This is a genomic window from Proteobacteria bacterium CG1_02_64_396 (assembly GCA_001872725.1).
In the GTDB taxonomy this organism is placed as follows: domain Bacteria; phylum Pseudomonadota; class MNWR01; order CG1-02-64-396; family CG1-02-64-396; genus CG1-02-64-396.
Window position 1 is genome coordinate 1 of the sequence record MNWR01000090.1, and the last position, 17,744, is coordinate 17,744.

Genomic DNA, 17,744 nt, shown 5'->3' on the forward strand with positions numbered 1-17,744 from the left:
GCGGGGATGATGCGCTGCAGAGCCCCGACCGGCGTAACTCCGGATCAGGTCGGTCAAATCCAATTGATCCACCACCTCCACCACAAACCGCGCCAAATGATCGTCGGGCAGCCAATCCGACAACGACGGCGCAAGCAAATACGGGGCACGGCGGTCGGCGGGGATGAATCGGCTCATAATCGGGGCTCCTCGGCTTGTTACGACAGATGCCTCATATCATGCCTCATATCGTCTCATGTCCTTGGGAAAAGTCCGACAGACTCCTAGCCCCTTTTCTTCGTAGCGGTGGATGTAACGCCGAAAGGTGCGCACATTCACCCCCAGGATGTCCCCCGCCTCCTCTTGAGTCAGGTCGCGCCGCTTCCAGCGCTCGTAGGTTTCGGTGAATCTCATGATCCGGATCTCCTGCAGCAGATGCGTCTGGTTCATTTCATGCCCTCCTCGGAGGACATTTCACAAACCGGACAGATCGTGTGCTACTACTCCGGACAATTTATTTGCTCGCTACACCTAGAGCACCCCCGGTTGATCCCCCCTCCCCCCCGTGCGAACCTTCCCCGCCTCAACCTTCCACGCCAAACCCAGGTGCCCCATGTCTTCCAACTACCAGGTGCTCGCCCGCAAATGGCGCCCCGCCCACTTCGACGAACTGGTCGGCCAAGAACCGGTGGTCCAGACCCTGCGCCATGCTGTCGAGCAGAATCGCATCCACCACGCCTATCTGTTTTCGGGGGTGCGAGGGGTCGGCAAGACGACGGTGGCCCGCATCTTCGCTCGCGCCTTGCTTTGCCAAGAGGGGCCAACCACCGAGCCCTGCGGCGTCTGCCCCAACTGCAAGGGGGTGCTGGTCGGCAATCACCTCGACGTGTTGGAGGTCGACGGCGCCAGTCAAACCAAGGTCGAGGACATGCGCGAGCTGCTCGCATCGGTCCATTATCCCCCTTCGATGGGGCGCTACAAGATCTACATCGTGGACGAGGTCCACATGCTCTCGAACCACTCCTTCAACGCCCTGTTGAAAACACTGGAGGAGCCCCCTGCCCATACCAAATTCATCTTCGCCACCACCGATCCCCAGAAGATCCCGGTCACCATCGTCAGCCGTTGCCAGCGCTTCGAGCTGCGCCGAATCAAACCGGAGCAGATGCAGCGGCACCTGACCGCCATTCTTGAAAAAGAGGGGATCGAAGCTGACGAGGGGACGCTGGTTCCCATCGTGCGCGCCTCGGAGGGGAGCCTGCGCGACGCCCTGAGCATGCTCGATCAGGCCATCGCCTTCGGCGACGGTACACGGGTCGATCCCGAGTCGGTCAACGACATGCTCGGACGGGTCGGCTTCGAGGCGGTGATCGAGCTGGTCGCCCATCTATTGAAAGGGGATATCGGCGGGTCGATCACTCAATTCCGGGAGGCCTACCACCAGGGGCGCGAGCCGCTGGCGATCCTCGACGAGACGTTGGAGATCATCCACGCCTGCTCGCTGCTGCAAGCCAGCCCCGATCTGGGTCTGGAACTCGACCCCAGCCTGCCTGACCGACTGGCGCCGCTGCTCGACCAAGCCTCCCTGTACGACTGGCAAATGCTCTATCAGGTCGGCACCGAGGGACGGGGGCTGCTACAGCGCTCCGGCCATCCCCCCCAATCGTTCGAAATGCTGCTGATGCGCCTGAGTATGCTGCCGCGTATGAGCCGGATCGAAACGCTGCTCAAAGGGGGGGAGCCCCCCACAAGCGGGGGGAGTGCTGGCCCGGCGGTGGGGGGCGCGCCTGCAAGCGGCCATCCCACGGGCGACAGGACTTCAAGCGCCGCCGCCCCGCGAGAGACAACCTTCAAAGAGGCGGCCCCATTCGGCGTGGCCCCTACCGGCGGCGAGCCGATCCGGCACGATCAGTCGGTCCCCGACGCAGCAGCGCCCTCCCAGCCCTCAGCCCCCCCCCCAGCGGTCGAGCCAAAACCCCGTGGAGAAACGGCGGCGATGCCGACAGCCACGGTACAGACACCCGAGGTTCAGGCGCCTACCGCGACGGTGGCGACCCGCGATCCTTTTCCGGTTTCGGCTGACACCCCCTTGGTCTGGCCCACCCTGCACCGCTGGCTGAACCGCTACCGCCCCGACATCGGCGGGCTTTTGAATACCGCCCACGCCATCGTCGGTGGTCACGCCATCGAGCTGTTGTTCGAGCCCGGCGCTTTTCAACCGGCCCGCATTCGCCGCATCGACGCCGTGCTGCAAAGCCTGCTCGCCGAGCAGGTCCCCGGTCCCACCTGGCAGGTAACCATGAAGGCACGGTCCAGCCAGGAACAATCGAGCGTACGCGAGGAGCGCAACGCCCGTTTGCAGGCCCACCAGACGGCGACCGAGGCGGTTTTCGCCAGCGACGACCGCGTGCAGCAGGCAATTGAAATCCTGGGCGGCGAGCTGATTTCGATCATTCCAATCCCTCTGCAAGACGGGGAGGGGGGGTCCTTGACAGCGGCGATGAACACATCAACCCGAATACATTAAGGGTTGCACGAGCGGCGCCGGGTCTGGTTTGATCCCGGATGCACTTGGACGAATCGGCATCGTTCAATTCCCGACAAAGTTAATCAGTCTTTCGGAGAACCCCCTTGGCCAGCATCACCGCGCTCCTCAAGCAAGCCCAACAAATGCAGAAGAAAATGACCGATCTCCAGGACGAACTGGGGCAACGCGAGGTTGAAGGTCAAGCGGGTGGTGGGCAGGTTTCGGTGCGGATCAACGGCAAACGCGAAGTGCTCAAAGTCAGCATCGACCCCGCTTTGGTTCAAGATGGGGATGTCGCCTTCCTTGAAGACATGGTCGCCGCAGCCCTCAACGATGGACTGACCAAGGTCGACGAAATCAACAAAGAGGCGATGTCGGGACTTGCCGGGGGGCTGAATATTCCCGGCATGAACATGCCCGGTTTTCCCTTTTAACGCAGAACCCTCGGTCACCGTGAGCACCGCGCCCCTCTCAGCCGCACCAGCCGCACTGCGCCAATTGATCGACGAGCTGGCGCAATTGCCAGGGCTGGGCCGCCGCTCGGCAACCCGCATCGCCCTTTCCCTGGTCCAGGACAACCAGCAAGCACTGCAACGACTGATCGACCGTTTGGCCGAGGCGCAGAAGATCGCTCCGTGCCCTCTGTGCGGGAACCCGACCGCCGTGCTCGACTCGTTGTGTGGGCTTTGTTCAAGCTCCCGTCGGGATCGCACGGCGCTGTGTGTGGTGGAAGAGGTGTCCGATCTTTGGACAATCGAGCGCAGCGGCGCTTGGCATGGGTTATACTTCATCCTCGGCGGTCGCTATTCTCCCCTAGAGGGGACCGGACTTGCCGAATTGCCGCTGGATCGGCTGGCAAACCGCATCGAGCAGCACGAGGTCGGCGAGGTCTTGTTGGCGCTCAGCCCCACGGTTGAAGGCGAGGCCACCGCCGGTGTTTTGCTCGACCGTTTGAAGGGCATGAACATTCGCATCACCCGTCCCGCCCGGGGGCTCCCCTCCGGTCGCAGCATGGAGGCCATCGACGGAAAAACCATGGAGCTGGCCCTCGGCGCCCGTCAACGCGTCGGATAACGGCAGGGCTAAACGCCCCGCCACTTGGGTACACATCCACAATTCCTTTTTTCTCCTTTCTTTTGTCCCTAGGAGCGAACCATGGCCGTACAGCCCGCCAACCGTCCTGAAAACGAATTCCCATACCCAGGGATACCCGGAACCGGGGACGGGTCCGACGCCATCGCCTACGTTGAAACGCGTGCGACCGACGGCGCCGCCGCCTACCCGATCACCTCGTCGACCATCATGGGTCAGAACTACCAGATCGGGGTCGCCAACGGTTTCAAGAACGTCTACGGCAAAACCATCACCTGGATGGAGCTTGAGTCTGAACACTCCTCGGCGACCTCGTGCGAAGGGTTCGCCCTGGCCGGTGGCCGGGTGTGCAACTTCACCTCGGGTCAGGGCCTGATCCTGATGAAAGAGGTGCTCTACACCACGGCCGGCAAGCGTTTGCCGGTGGTGCTGCATGTGGCCGCCCGCGCCTTGACTCATCAGGCGCTGAACGTCCACGCCGGTCATGACGACGTCATGGGTGTGGCCGACACCAACTGGGGCATTTTGATGGCCCGCTCGGTACAAGAATGCGCCGACTTCGCCATGGTCGCCCGCCGCATCGCCGAGGACAGCCGCACCCCGTTCATGAACGTGCAAGACGGGTTCTTGACCTCGCACACCATCGAAAACCTGCTCTACCCCGAAAACGAACTGATCGCCGAATACCTGGGCGATCCCCGCGAGAAAATCCGCAACCAGTTCGATCCCAACGCCCCGGTGCAGTCGGGCGTGGTGCAAAACCAAGATGCCTATATGCAGGGCAAGATCGCCCAACGCGCCTTCTACAATGAGCTTCCCGGCATCGTCGACCACGCCTTCGACGAGTTCTACCGCCTGACCGGTCGCCGCTACGGCAAGGTTGAGGCCCATAACCTCGAAGATGCCGAATACGCCATCGTCGCCATGGGCACCACCGCCGAAACCGCCGTCGCCACCGCCGACTACTTGCGCAGCCAAGGCAAGAAGGTCGGTGTGCTCAGCGTCTTCATTTATCGCCCCTTCCCCGCCAAAGAGGTGGTTGAGGCGCTCAAAAACGTCAAGGCCTTCTCGGTGTTGGAGCGGGTCGACTGCCCCACCATGGTCGAGAACCACCTGACCACCGACATCCTGGCCTCGTTTGCCAAGGCGATGGGCGGAGCTGAAGGCTTCCCCACCATCGATCGCATCCCCGCCTGCTACGCTGGCGCCGCCGGTTTGGGCTCTCGCGACGTGACCCCCGGACACCTGGTGGCGGTGGTCAAGAACATGGAAGAGAACGGCAAGCGCTTCTTTACCGTCGGCATCGACCATGACAGCGCTTTGAAAGCCGAGGAGGAGCCCGATGTGCGCCCCTCCGGCTCATTCTCGATTCGCGGCCACTCGGTGGGCGGCTATGGCTCGGTGACCACCAACAAGGTCATCGCCACCATGATGGGCGAGATCTTCGGCTTCCGGGTTCAGGCGGCCCCGAAGTACGGCTCCGAGAAGAAGGGGCTGCCGACCAACACCTACCTGTCGGTGGTGCCCGAAGGCAAGATCATGACCCACTGCGAATTGCAGCAGGTCGACTTCGTCCCCCTGATGGATCCCACCACCTGGTTCATGGGTAACCCTCTGGTTGGCCTGCAAGAGGGCGGCATCGTCTTCCAGCACACCGACGCCACCAACGCCCAAGATCTATGGGACTCCCTGCCCTCGTATGCCAAGTACTTCATGCACGAGCACAACGTCCGCTTCTGGGGTGTCGACACCATCGACATCGCTCGCGAGTCGTGCCTGTCCGATCCCTCGTTGATTCAGCGTTTCCAGGGTGTGGTGCTGCTGGGTGTGTTCCTGCGGGTCACCCCCTTCAAAGACCGCTCTGGGATCTCCGACGAGGAGCTCTTCGCCAAGGTCGAAAAGCCGATCCGCAAGTACTTCGGCAAGCGTGGCGAGAAGGTGGTTGCCGACAACATGCAGGCGATCCAACGCGGTTACGAGCGCGTCTTCGAGGTCACCCGCGACATCATGAACGCCACCCCCGCCGATGTGTTGGCCGAGGGTAAGGCCGATTGGGATGCCAAGGGTAAGGACGTCAACGCGTTCTTCATCTGATCCGTTGCTCTCACGCGACTTTAGATCCTTTAAGGCCCTCGGGCCTCGAACCTAGAGAGGTACTTCCCATGGACAAGAGCCATGCCCTGATCCGCGAGGCCGCGGTTCCCCAGTGGTACGATATCAAGCGTGCTCGCGAGGTGATCAACGCCTACAACTCCGGTGGCGGCTCCGGCCAGCCCGCCGATGAGTTTGTCGCCTGCTCCATCGTCCCCGCCGGGACCGGCTCCTTCCGCGATTTTTCGTACATCGCCCCCGATTTGCCCGAGCTCATCGCCGAGAATTGCGTCGGCTGTATGGAGTGTGTGCAGAACTGCCCCGACACCGCGATTCTGGGCAAAGCGCTGACCGAGGAGACCCTGGAAGCCGAACTGGCCAAGATCGAGGACGAGGCGACCCGCGCCCTGGTCCGCGAGCAGTTTGCCAAGACCACCAAGTACTTCAACGCTTACGAAAAACAGGGCAAACCAGGCGCGATGTTCGGCATCTTCATCGATCCGACCAAGTGCAAGGGCTGCGGCGAGTGTGTCGAGGTCTGCGGCGACCACGGCGCCCTGAAGATGATTAAGAAGACTCCGGACAATCTGCCCGACTACTTCAACATCTGGGATTTCTTCAAAACCTCCCCCAAGACCCCGGTGGAGTACGTCAATCCCCGCCTCAAGGTCGACATCATGCTCAAGGAGCCCAGCCTGCAATACGTGGGCGGCGCAGGTTCCTGCATGGGTTGCGGCGAGGCCTCGGTCATCCGTCAGGTGATGGCGATGACCCACGAGATCGTGGGCGACCAGTACGGCATCACCGCCGCCACCGGTTGCAACACCGTCTACGGCTCGACCTACCCCTTCAACCCCTTCATGGTCCCCTGGACCAACTCCCTGTTCGAGAACGCCCCGGCCGACGCCATGGGGGTTCGCGCCTTCTGGGATCAACAAGGCCATTCCGACCGCGCCCTTTGGGTCTTCGGCGGCGACGGCGCCATGCTCGACATCGGCTTTCAGTCGCTGTCGCGTCTGCTCGCCTCGGGCATGAACGTCAAGGTGCTCTGCCTCGACACCCAGGCCTATTCGAACACCGGCGGCCAAACCTCCACCGCGACCTACATGGGCCAAGAGGCCAAGATGTCGGTTCACGGCAAGGTTTGGGAGGGCAAACTGGAGCGTCGTAAAGAGCTGGGACAGATTGCCATGATGCACCCCAACACCTTTGTAGCGCAGACGGTTGGCCCGATGTTGGGTCACTTCTACAAGGCCATCGAGGGAGCGCTGCGCTTCAAGGGACCCGCCGTCATCAACGTCTTCACCACCTGCCAACCCGAACACGGCGTCGCCGACGACATGGCAGCCCATCAGGCCCGTCTGGCGGTCGAATCGCGCGCCTTCCCGGTCTTCATCTACGACCCCAGCGCGGGCCGGACCATGAAGCAGAAGCTGAGCCTGCAGGGCAACCCCTCGGTGGATCGCGACTGGCACGTCCGCAAGGACGGCACCAAGGTCGACTTCATCGAGTTTGCCCGGTCCGAGGGGCGCTTCCGCAAGCACTTCGGCAAAGAGGGTCAGCCCACTGAGCTGCTGCTCGCTTCTAAGCAGGAGCGGCTTGAGAACTGGTGGCAGTTGCAGGATCTGGCCGGCGTGGTGAACAAGGATCAAGACGGAGCCGCCTAAACGGCGTCGCGGTTTATCGAACAACCAAAAAGGCGGCCTTTGGGCCGCCTTTTTTCTTCATATGGTTGAACCAACGCCGGGGTGGCGCATCCCATTCCCGAGCTTTATAGTCGGGATTAAACTCAAGATCGCATCGGGCCCTCGCTGGCCTTTACCCCTAGGAGTCCACTGTGCATCAACCCCTCATCGAGCAACTGGCCAACGATCTTTCCCTCGAACGGGAACTGATTCCCCAGGTAGCCCATTACATGCTGGCCCACTATGAGGTGCTTTCCGAGGATGTCCCCAAATTCTTGACGGAGCGTTCTGGGCATCTTGAAGAGTACGAACTCGACCTGATCTTCTCGCCCCTCTTCACGCCGACCCTGGACGACATTGAGCGTTACATCCCGCTGATCGAGGCGCATCCGGTCGCCGAAGCGTCGCTGGATGAACTGGTTGATTCCTTGCACGCCTTGAAGCTCTCGGCCCACTTTTCGGACGGTTTTGCCAAGGTGGTCATTCCGATGCCGCGGGTCTTGATCCTGCGTTTCGTGCGCCTGTTGCAACTGACTGTCCCCCTGTCCCGAAGCATCGCCGACTTGATCGACCAGCATGCGGTCAGCGGCGACTGCAACCGCATCAAGGCTTTGGCCCGCAATCGTGGTTGGCGCCGAATCCAAAAAGAGGCGCTGCTGACCGAATATCTGAATGGGTTGCCCGAGGACCGCCCCCTGACGGCGCAGCGCTTTGCCTTCGTGACCGATTTTGTTGCGAGTTATCGCCCCAAAACGTTGGAGCACCTGGCCGAGCAGTTGGCGCACATGGTCGAGTCCTACCGAACCGATAAGGACAAATACGTCTACAACGAGCAGCTGGAAGACGCCCAACTGGGCCGAACCAACAGCCGACACTGTTCCCGAGAGATTCGCGACTTCAGGGTTAATATGGCCTCGGAGGTTCGCCGCGACTTGGGGATGACGGCGCTGCTGATTGAGAAGTTTGATTGATCCTTCCAAGGGGCCTTCGGGCCCCTTTTTTACGCCCTCACATTGAGAATGAACCTCAAACTCGCACCTCCCTCCAACACGTGTATCTGGCCGGGTTGCATTTGCATAACCGGCATCGTTTTAGGCTGGAGGAGGCTTGCCATGAACACCGATCTCTTACAACAGGCTGCCCAGGATCTCACCCAGGCTCGCGCCGTCGATCCCCACGTTACCGATTATCTGGCCACCCACTACGGACTGACCCCTGACAAGCTCGGTGCCTGTCTGAGGCAGCCGCTTCCCCACGGTTTGGAGGAGTACGAGCTCGATTTGATGTTTTCCCCCCAATTCACCCCAACCCGCCGCGATGTGGCCCGGTATCTTCCGCTGATGAAGGACAGGGTACTGAGTCAGGATGAATTGGCCGCCCACCTCGATGTGCTCAACGCTATGGAGCTGGTGACCCCCTTCAGCGATGGATTTATGAGCTTTGCCATGCCGCTGCCCAAAATATTGGTCCACCGCTACATGCGCCTGTTGCACCTGACGGTCGCCCCGAACCCCAGGCTGGAGCGAAAATTAACCACCCGCGCGGCCACTGAGGATCACCCCATGCTCAAGGCGATGCTGCGCGAGCGCGGCTGGCGCCGCAGCGGGGCCGAGCAACTTCTCGCTGAGTATCTGACCACCCTACCCGAGGATCGGCAGTTGAGCTGCGCGCGCTTTGCCTTCCTGACCGAGTTCGTCGATGCCTATCGCCCCCAAACCTTGGGGCATTTGCTCGACCAGATGGAGCGTATGGTGGTCTCGTACCAGCACGAAAATGATCGTTATATTTTCAATGAGCAGCTCGATGTGCAGCAGGTTGAGGAGAAGATCGGCACCACCTTCGGCATGCGGCAACGGGGATTCAGGTTGGCGATGGCGGGCGAAGTGCGATTCGACTTGGCTGGGGGCGCACTGCACTGACGCGGATGGCCCGAAGGTGCCAAAACCGCCACACTTATGGGGACGCAGAGCGGTTTGATCTGCCGCGCCAAAGTGGGCGGTTTGGGCATTTCGTGTTTCCGGGGCCATTCATGAAAAAACGCAGTAAGGGCAACAATAGCCGTTCCAGACCCGGCCAACCGTTTTGGCTTTCGGCCAAGGTTGTTTTGCCTGTATTTGGTTTGCTGCTGCTTGCCGCCGTGCTGGCCATGCCGTCGTTGAACACGGGGGGTCGGCACATCGAAAAGGAGGTTCGGCATACCGATTCAACGGTTCAGGCCCCACCGGTTTCGGGGATGCGCACCGTCTTTACAACCGCCATCAAGGACCGGGAACCGGTCGACAGAGTCTCAACCTTTTCGGCCAAATCGGGGCAGGCGACTTTTTTTTCCGAGGTGCGAAACCTTGATGGTCACACCGTCACCCATCAATGGCGCTGGGGCGACAAGGTGATGTTTGAGATCCCTTTTAAAATCAAGGGGGAGCGGTGGCGGGTTTGGTCGACCAAAACCCTTTTACCCCAGTGGCAGGGCGTGTGGAGCGTCTGGGTGGTGGATGAAACCGGGCAGGTCCTGGCCCGAGACACCTTGAACGTCAAACCTTGATCCAAGCGCCACCACAGTCTTGCCCTCAACAAAAAGGGCATCTGGAACCGCGGTTCCAGATGCCCTTTCGGTTACGCCCCTACCGTGAAATCAGGGGGGCAGAATGGCGTCAAGCAGCGCCGCCAGATGGCTGCCGTCCCGGTAATCCTCATTCATCCGCACCACCCCTTGGGCGTCGATCACGATCGTGCTCCCCATCGAAGCGTGGTACTGCTTCATGATCGTTTGCCCCACATCGGCCAAGGCAAAACCGGGGGAATAACCATTGGCCATTTCGGAGGCTGCGGCCCCGGCGACCGAGCCCGAAACATAGTCGACCAGTTTGATGCGCAGCACCCCGCGCCCTGCGAATTGGGGGGCTAGGGTGAAGAGCAGGTTGTCGGCGTGGGCCGAGCAAATCGGGCACCACATGGTGAAGTAGAGGACCGTCGCATCGGCGGGGGTGGCGCCGGTCGCCCGTTGGTCCGACAGCCGGAAGATCGCCCCCAGGGTATCGAAGGCGGTGAAGTCGGCCGAGGTGGCACCGGGCAGGTATCCGACCGTACCACTGGTGACCGTGGGGCGCTGGTCGCTCCCCGAGGGGGCCAGATCGGGGGAGACCTGACACCCCATCAGCCCAAGGATCAAACCGCCCAACAAAAAACCCCGCAAAGCTTTACCACGCATGGTTTACCCCCAGGCTGAAGGTATCGGTGGTGGGGAAGTTGACCCCCCACCCACTCCAGCGCGGCGCCCGCTGAAAACTCCCCTTGACGACCCACTCGGGATTGATCGCAGTCGAGGCGCGGGAGACCGTCACCCCAAAGCTCTGCCTACGCATCCCGCTTAAGGGGTCACGCTGTCCATCGATGATCGCCTGCTCTTCGCGCAGTCCACTGTAGGCCAGGGTGGTGGTCACGGTGGCGTCGGAATTGTTCATAAACAGGGTGTAGCCCAGCGACAGACTGGCATTGACCCGATCCCCCAATCGTTTGGTGTAGGGGGCGACCCATTGGGCGTATTCCCGGTTGATTGAACGGGCCAAAAAGCGTCCGTAGCCGACCGTCATCCCCACGCTCCAGGGCCAGACCGATTTTTCCACCGTCAGGGTGGTGTCGAGCCGGTAGAAGCCCCGCCCGGTGATGTCGAAGTTGTCTTGCAGGTCGCCGTAGGGGGAAAGCCCGGTCGGAACGGTCAGCCCCACCGTGAGGTAAATGGCGGGGAAGAGATCGGCCCAATCGCGCACCTGATAAACGCAGGTGATCTCGTCGAAGAACTCGTAACTAAGCGACAAAGAGGTGTCGCCCAGCCCCTGGGTATTGCGCGACAGGCCGCTGTAGCGGTTGCGGTTTAAGACGTAGGGGAGCGAAACCGACCCTTGCAGGTTGTCGGACAGCCGCAGCGCATAGCCCAAGCTGGTGCGGTATTGGGCCAGGTCGGAGCCTGCCGGATCGGCGGTCCAATGGCCCTGCAAATCCCAGTAGCCGTCGTAGATCTCGGCCGAAGTGGTCAGCGAAACCATCTGATTGAGCATCTTGGGCAGCACCAAAGCGCCGCCACCACCCCCACCGCAACACGAGGCGGCGAGGCCCTGGCTGGGGGCGAGCAGGGGCAAAAGCAGGGCGGTCGCCAGCGCGAGTTTTGAAAGGCTTCTACGGGGAATCGGCACGGGTTCTTAGCCTAAAAAAATCGAGGGGGAGCCTCGGACCTACGCCGGGCTCCCCCTAAGGAATCGAAAGCTTCAGATCACGGGGTGAAGATCAGGTTGGGGATGGTATCGGCTGCCGCCGTCGCCCCCAAATTGCGCAGCGGACTGCCCCCCACAGCCACATCAACCGCCAGGGGGTAGGCGGAACCTGCATTCAACGCCAACCCCGAAAGGCGGTAGTGGCCACCGCCCAACTCGACGACGATGGCGCCGGAAGGGGGGGTAATCACCGCACCGGTCACGCCGGGGAAGGACATCATCATCATGGCGGGGGTGGTAATGAACAGATCGACGGTCCCTGCAACGGCATCATAACCGTCGAGCCAAACCTGGTAGCTGGTAGTCCGGTTGATGCTGTCTTTAGGTTTAACCACCGCAACCGAACTCATCGGCATGCCCATCATCGCCACGGTGGGGTTGAAGTGGGCCACGGCGCTGTTGCTGCCGTCGCTGACCGTCACGGCAACGTCCCACAGCCCCATCCCCGCCCCCGAGGCCATCAGGTAGTACAGGTCGACATCGAAGGCCCCAACAACCGTGGCATCGGGGACCACCGCCCCCATGGGGCAGGCATGGGTCATGGTCGGCATGTGCATCACGGGAGCAACCGTCACGGTATAACCCGAGGTCAGGGCGGCGCCGGTATTGGGGTCGCTCAAGGCAATACGCTGGGTCGTCTTGCCGGTGAAGGGGATGTTGGTCATCGGCAGGATGGTCGACAGGGTCGAGAAGCCGACCGCCACCTGATTCAGCCCGACGGTGACCACCCGACTGGATACGGAGCCATCCATGGGGGGGGGCAGATTGTTGGCGTTGCCCGCCGCGCTTCCACCCGAAAACTGCGCCTGGGCTCCGACGTAACTGCTCCACATGGTGGTCGGCAGAGTGGCCGTTCCGGCAACGACCGGGGTTAAGCCGTTCATCCCGTCCAAGGTGCCATCGAGCAGGTCGGTGGCCAGGGCGGCGGGCAGATCGGCGATGGCGTTGCTCGTCAAACCCAGGTTGGCGGCCAGCTGACTGTAGGCGCCAAGCTGAAACGAGGCGGCGCGGGAAAGCTGCTGATCGGCGGCGGCCAGGGCGGCAACAGCGGCCGGTTCGGTCTGGGTCGGATCAAAGAGCAAAGCATGGTGATTCAAGGGGGCACCAAAGACGCCGCTGAATATGGCGTCGGCCTCGGCCATCGTCTTGCCCTGCTGGATCAACTGGTAATGCACGGTGCTTTCGGGGGTCACTGCCAATCCGGTCATCGTAACGCCGGCGCTGACGTGACCGGCGTCGAGCACCAACCCCAGGGGATTGGCCGAGGTCAAGGTGACTAGGTTGCCCGAGATTTCGTCGGTGTAGGTGCCGGTGACCTCAAGGGTCAGCTCATTGGCCAAAGCGCTATTGGGGATATCGAGGCTGAACACCCCGTTGTTGATCGTCCCGCTGGCCACCTGGGTGCCGCCGTCGAGCACGCGGATGGTGCCGCTGACCGGACCGGCCATGGCCGAGCCCGCCACGGTGGTGGAGGTACTCGATCCGCTGCCGTTGTTACTTGAGGTGCTGCTGGCGCCGAAGGGGTTGTTACAACCGACCAAGGTGACCGAAGCGGCAAGAAGCAGGGGAAGGGCAGTACGGGAGAAGGTCATGAGGGCCTCGCAAAGGGTCGGAGAAATCCAGTCCCACTGTGCGAGCAGGTTCGGTGCCACTCGGAATCTTCGATAAAACCTTGAAAATTCAACAATCTAAACGTTCGGTCATTTTTGCGGGGGTTCTCGATGGCGCCATATGCCGCACATGAAACGCGGCATATGGCGCCATCGCGGCACCTCTGGCGAACAACCTCGGCCCGATCCGGGCCTCCTACCGCCGAACCCCGTCCGCAATCCTCACAACTGCACGATGTTCGGATCGATCACCTCTTTATAAACCCCCCGCGCATCGAAAATCAGCGGGGCGTGGGTGCGGATCGCCTCCCAATCGAACACCTTGTGGGCGGTGGTGACGATGACCACCTCTTGTTCACCCAGCAGTTTGGGGGTCAAGGGGGTGGAATCGACGAAATCCCCCTGTGCATTTTTGAAGCGGGGGGCAAGCGGGTCGTTGAAGCTCAGGACCGCCCCCATCTTGGCCAGCCGCTCCCAGAGCACCAGGGCGGGCGATTCGCGCAGGTCGTCCACGTTGGGTTTGTAGGCCACGCCGAGCAGCAAAATCCGGCTGCCCTTGATGCACCTGCCCCGCTCGTTGAGCAGGTTCATCAGTTTGTGCACCGCGAATTCGGGCATGTTGTCGTTGATGTCGCTGGCCAGCTCGATGAAGCGGTTGTAGTAGCCGAAGAACTTCGCCTTCCACGACAGGTACATGGGATCGAGCGGAATGCAGTGGCCGCCGATGCCGGGGCCGGGGTAGAAGGGCATAAACCCGAACGGCTTGGTCTTGGCCGCCTCGATGACGTGCCACATGTTGATCCCCATGCGGTCGGCCATGATGGTCAGCTCGTTGACCATGGCGATGTTGACGGCGCGAAAGGTGTTCTCCAGCAATTTGACCATCTCGGCCTCCTCGCTGGTCGCCACCGGCACCACCGTATCGACCGCCAGGGGGTAGAGGGCGCAGGCCAACTCACCCGAGGCGGTCGAGACCCCGCCGATCACCTTGGGGGTGTTGCGGGTTTGGTACTGAGGGTTGCCCGGATCGACCCGCTCGGGCGAAAAGGCGACAAACAGGTTGTCGTCCAGCACCAGCCCCTCCTCCTCCATCGGGGCCAGCACCAGTTCCCGAGTGGTGCCGGGGTAGGTGGTCGATTCGAGCACCACCAGCAGCGGCGCCAGCTCAAGCCCCCGCTCGCGACGGCCCCGAACATAGGCCCGGACCCCATCCATGGCCGAAGCGATGTAGGCGACATCGGGCGATTTGCTCTTCGACAGTGGGGTGGGCACCGCAATCGAGATGGCATCGATGGCAAGCTCGACCGGCAACGCGGTGTACCCCTTGAGTTTGCCGCTGCCGACCACCTCTTGAAGACGCTTTGAGGCTACGTCGAGGATGTAAGACTCGCCCCGCGCCACCGCCTCGATTTTGCCCGAGTCGATGTCGACCCCGACCACGTTCAGCCCCTCCTCGGCGAACTCGACCGCCAACGGCAGCCCCACGTAACCCAGGCCGATAACCGCCACGGTCAGGTCGCGGTTGTCGAGACGGGTTTTCCAGTTTTGGACGACATCCATCGAAAGGCTCCTTGGATGGGAAGTAGATCAACAGGGCGGTGATTATCAGCACCCAGCGGGTGTGGCACCATAGCGTCAGCGAATGAACAGCCCTCGAACATTCGGCGCCGCCGCGCCAATCCTAGTGAAAGTCTGACCCATGAGCCAACCCGCGGTCGCCCTGCGCGACCTTTATAAAACCTACGCCGGACGCGCCGTGGTCGATGGGGTCAGCCTCGATATCCCCACCGGCCGCTGTTTTGGCCTGCTCGGCCCCAACGGGGCGGGCAAAACCACCACCTTCCGCATGATGACCGGCCTAACCCCCCCCGACGGGGGGGAGGTGACGATTCTGGGCATCCGCCGCACCGGGCTCGACTTCCCCTTGCGTCACCGCATCGGGGTGGTGCCACAGCAGGACAACCTCGACCCCGATCTGACGGTGCGGCAAAACCTCGACGTTTACGGCAGCTACTTCCGCATTCCCACCCCAGACCGGGGGCCGCGCATCAACGATCTGATCGCCTTCGCCCGGCTCGAATCCCACGCCGAGCAACCCATCGCCTCGCTTTCGGGGGGGATGCAGCGGCGGCTGACCATCGCCCGCGCCCTGATCAACCAACCCGACATCCTCATCCTCGACGAGCCGACCACCGGCCTCGATCCCCAGGTGCGCCACCTAATTTGGCAGCAACTGCGGCTGTTGCGGGCCGAGGGGATGACCCTGCTGCTGACCACCCACTACATGGAGGAGGCGGCCCAACTCTGCGATACCGTGGCGGTAATGGACGCAGGAAAAATCCTCGACCAGGGGACTCCGCTGGAGCTGATCGCCCGCCACGTCGAGGCCGAGGTGGTCGAGGTGCGCGAATACAGCGGCGACGAGCTCCCCTTCGGACCGATGGAGGGGGTGCGGACCGAACGGGTGGGCGACACCCTGTTTTGCTACACCGCCGACGAGCGGGCGCTGCTGGCGGCCCTTTCGAGCATCGGCAGCCTGACCTACCTGCACCGCCCCGCCTCGCTGGAGGATGTCTTCTTGAAACTGACCGGACGGGATCTGCGCGAATGAGCCTGCCTTTACCTTCAGCCGCCGCCGTCGCCGTGTGGCGGCGCAACATTCTGGTCTGGCGCAAGCTGCTTGGACCCAGCCTGGTCGGCAACATGGGGGAGCCACTGCTCTACCTGGTGGCGCTCGGCTTCGGCATGGGGGGGCTCATTCAAGGGGGGATCGGGGGGGTCGATTACATCGCCTTCCTGGCCGCCGGGCTCTTTCTCGCCTCGGCCATGAATTCGGCCGCCTTCGAGGGGACCTACTCCGCCTTCACCCGGCTGACGGTGCAAAAGACCTACCTCGCCATGATGGTGACCCGCCTGACCATGGCCGACGTGGTCTGGGGCGAGGTGCTGTGGTGCGCCAGCAAGGGGGCCATTTCCAGCGCCTTTGTCTTGCTGGCCGCCATCCTCCTGGGGGTCGTCTCCCCCTCACCCGGCGCCGTGGTGTTGCTGCTATTGCTGGCGCTGCTGACCGGTCTGCTTTTTGGCACCCTCTCCATGACAGTCACGGCGTTGGCCCCCTCCTACGATTTTTTTATGTACTACTTCACCCTGTTCATCAGCCCGATGTTCCTGTTTTCGGGGGTTTTCTTCCCCCTAACCGGAATGCCCGAGATGGTGGCGGCGGCGCTCGCTTGGCTGCCGCTGTCGGGACTGATCGAAATCGGTCGCCCCTTGATGTTGGGGCTGCCGCTGCCCGAGACGGGGCGGATCGTTGGGGCGTTGATCGAGGTGGGGGTGCTGACCCTGGGGATGGGAACATTGGCTGCGGCGTTGCTGGAGCGGCGGTTGGTGCGGTAGGCGGCGGGCCTCTCGGGCGCCTCTAAAAACCGACTTCTTGGCGGTATTTAGAGGCGCCCTAAGTGACCCTTAATCCACCACTTCTATAACAACGTGAATCACCCCCGCCCCCGTATTCCCAATCTGACTGAATGCCGAGCGGCTCAGGTCCACGACGCGCCCCTCAACGAACGGGCCTCGGTCATTCACCCTTACAATGACGCTTTTTCCGTTTTCTACATTGGTGACCTTAATTCTGGTGCCGAACGGCAGCTTTTTGTGTGCAGCAGTCATGGCCGCCTGATCAAATCTCTCCCCGTTGGCGGTGAGTCTGGACTGGTACTTCATGGCATAAAAAGAGGCCCCGCCTGTTTCGGTATAACTAGAGCCAGTGTTGGCAATGCCCCCGCAACCCGACACCAACAGCAGCGCCAATAAGGCAAAGAATGGACGGGTCAAAATTGAAGGTTTCATGGTTTTTGGTCCTGATTGATCCAAAATATTGAAGCCGTGCGGCGCGCACGCAGCACAGCGAAGAAAGTCGGCCATAACCGCCCTTAGGGGCGACGCGACGAAGCCTATCGGCATGAACCTGGGCGGAGAGTGTACAGCCTTGATATGCGGGCGCATCACACCCTGCCCCTTTTTCCGCACCGCCCCTCGAACGTAATCCCCCATCCCCTGGCCCTGCTACACTGTCGATCCTATTCAGACAACCATTTGGACCCTCATGAATTACCGCCACGCCTACCATGCTGGAAACTTCGCCGATGTGCTCAAACACGGAGTGCTGACCCAGCTCATCGTCGGTTATTTGCGCAAAGACAAACCCTTCGCCTACCTTGACACTGAAGTGGACCCCAAAAACTGGACAGTAGGTTTTGTTAAGACCGAGGGGGCATGATTGGCGAGAGCGAGGAGCCAAGCGATGTCCGGGAAACACAAACGGCACAGTGCGCAGTTCAAGGCGAAGGTGGCGCTGGAGGCCCTGAAGGGGGTAAAACCACAAGCGAGTTGGCTAGTGAACACCAAATCCACCCGGCGCAGATCAGCCAGTGGAAGAAGGTGGCCATGGAGGGGTTGTCGACCCTTTTTGAGCGTCCAGGCAGCAAGCCGT

The 17,744-nt window shown here is 61.7% G+C and carries 16 protein-coding genes; 10 read left to right on the forward strand and 6 right to left on the reverse strand.

All coding sequences use genetic code 11. The features are described from left to right. Positions 1–216: 216 nt before the first annotated feature. Positions 217–429: a hypothetical protein gene (locus AUJ55_10515; GenBank protein OIO55266.1), complete on the reverse strand. Its 213-nt coding sequence runs from the start codon at positions 427–429 to the stop codon at positions 217–219. A 163-nt stretch (positions 430–592) separates the two neighbouring features. Between AUJ55_10515 and AUJ55_10520 the strand changes: the two genes are divergently transcribed. The 8 genes from AUJ55_10520 (at position 593) to AUJ55_10555 (ending at position 9,916) form a co-directional block, all read left to right on the forward strand. Further along, complete coding sequence (locus tag AUJ55_10520) at positions 593–2,506, forward strand: DNA polymerase III, subunit gamma and tau (protein ID OIO55267.1); 1,914 nt, start codon at positions 593–595, stop codon at positions 2,504–2,506. A 143-nt stretch (positions 2,507–2,649) separates the two neighbouring features. Further along, a complete protein-coding gene (locus AUJ55_10525) occupies positions 2,650–2,940 on the forward strand; it encodes a nucleoid-associated protein, YbaB/EbfC family (protein ID OIO55280.1) in 291 nt (96 codons plus the stop codon). A gap of 19 nt (positions 2,941–2,959) precedes the next feature. Beyond that, a complete protein-coding gene (locus AUJ55_10530; protein ID OIO55268.1) occupies positions 2,960–3,580 on the forward strand; it encodes a recombination protein RecR in 621 nt (206 codons plus the stop codon). A gap of 81 nt (positions 3,581–3,661) precedes the next feature. Continuing rightward, on the forward strand, positions 3,662–5,692 hold the full coding sequence (locus AUJ55_10535) for a pyruvate ferredoxin oxidoreductase (GenBank protein OIO55269.1): 2,031 nt from the start codon (positions 3,662–3,664) through the stop codon (positions 5,690–5,692). Positions 5,693–5,760: 68 nt separating this feature from the next. Then, entirely contained in the window at positions 5,761–7,356 is a 1,596-nt protein-coding gene (locus AUJ55_10540; GenBank protein ID OIO55270.1) for a thiamine pyrophosphate-binding protein, read from the forward strand. A 170-nt stretch (positions 7,357–7,526) separates the two neighbouring features. Beyond that, positions 7,527–8,345, forward strand: coding sequence for a hypothetical protein (locus AUJ55_10545; GenBank protein OIO55271.1), 819 nt, complete (start codon positions 7,527–7,529; stop codon positions 8,343–8,345). A gap of 141 nt (positions 8,346–8,486) precedes the next feature. Next, positions 8,487–9,293 (forward strand): hypothetical protein, encoded by an 807-nt coding sequence (locus AUJ55_10550; GenBank protein OIO55272.1) that lies wholly within the window; start codon positions 8,487–8,489, stop codon positions 9,291–9,293. A 110-nt stretch (positions 9,294–9,403) separates the two neighbouring features. Continuing rightward, the gene (locus AUJ55_10555; GenBank protein OIO55273.1) at positions 9,404–9,916 is read left to right on the forward strand and encodes a hypothetical protein; all 513 of its coding nucleotides are present in this window, start codon (positions 9,404–9,406) and stop codon (positions 9,914–9,916) included. 90 nt (positions 9,917–10,006) lie between these two features. On the opposite strand, the gene AUJ55_10560 is transcribed toward AUJ55_10555, so the two are convergent. The 4 genes from AUJ55_10560 to AUJ55_10575 all read right to left on the reverse strand — a co-directional run bounded on the left by AUJ55_10560 (position 10,007) and on the right by AUJ55_10575 (position 14,812). Further along, positions 10,007–10,582, reverse strand: coding sequence for a hypothetical protein (locus AUJ55_10560; GenBank protein ID OIO55274.1), 576 nt, complete (start codon positions 10,580–10,582; stop codon positions 10,007–10,009). Further along, complete coding sequence (locus AUJ55_10565) at positions 10,572–11,564, reverse strand: hypothetical protein (GenBank protein ID OIO55275.1); 993 nt, start codon at positions 11,562–11,564, stop codon at positions 10,572–10,574. Before AUJ55_10565 ends, AUJ55_10560 begins: the two co-directional genes overlap by 11 nt. A 77-nt stretch (positions 11,565–11,641) precedes the next feature. After that, a complete protein-coding gene (locus AUJ55_10570; GenBank protein OIO55276.1) occupies positions 11,642–13,234 on the reverse strand; it encodes a hypothetical protein in 1,593 nt (530 codons plus the stop codon). A 240-nt stretch (positions 13,235–13,474) separates the two neighbouring features. Continuing rightward, positions 13,475–14,812, reverse strand: a complete 1,338-nt coding sequence (locus AUJ55_10575; protein ID OIO55277.1) for a hypothetical protein — start codon at positions 14,810–14,812, stop codon at positions 13,475–13,477. Between the two features lie 139 nt (positions 14,813–14,951). Here AUJ55_10575 and AUJ55_10580 point away from each other — a divergent pair, with 139 nt between their 5' ends. Both AUJ55_10580 and AUJ55_10585 read left to right on the forward strand, forming a co-directional pair. Continuing rightward, entirely contained in the window at positions 14,952–15,863 is a 912-nt protein-coding gene (locus tag AUJ55_10580; GenBank protein OIO55278.1) for an ABC transporter, read from the forward strand. Further along, positions 15,860–16,648, forward strand: coding sequence for a hypothetical protein (locus tag AUJ55_10585; GenBank protein ID OIO55279.1), 789 nt, complete (start codon positions 15,860–15,862; stop codon positions 16,646–16,648). Before AUJ55_10580 ends, AUJ55_10585 begins: the two co-directional genes overlap by 4 nt. A 69-nt stretch (positions 16,649–16,717) precedes the next feature. On the opposite strand, the gene AUJ55_10590 is transcribed toward AUJ55_10585, so the two are convergent. Next, positions 16,718–17,101, reverse strand: coding sequence for a hypothetical protein (locus AUJ55_10590; GenBank protein OIO55281.1), 384 nt, complete (start codon positions 17,099–17,101; stop codon positions 16,718–16,720). Positions 17,102–17,744 lie beyond the last annotated feature (643 nt).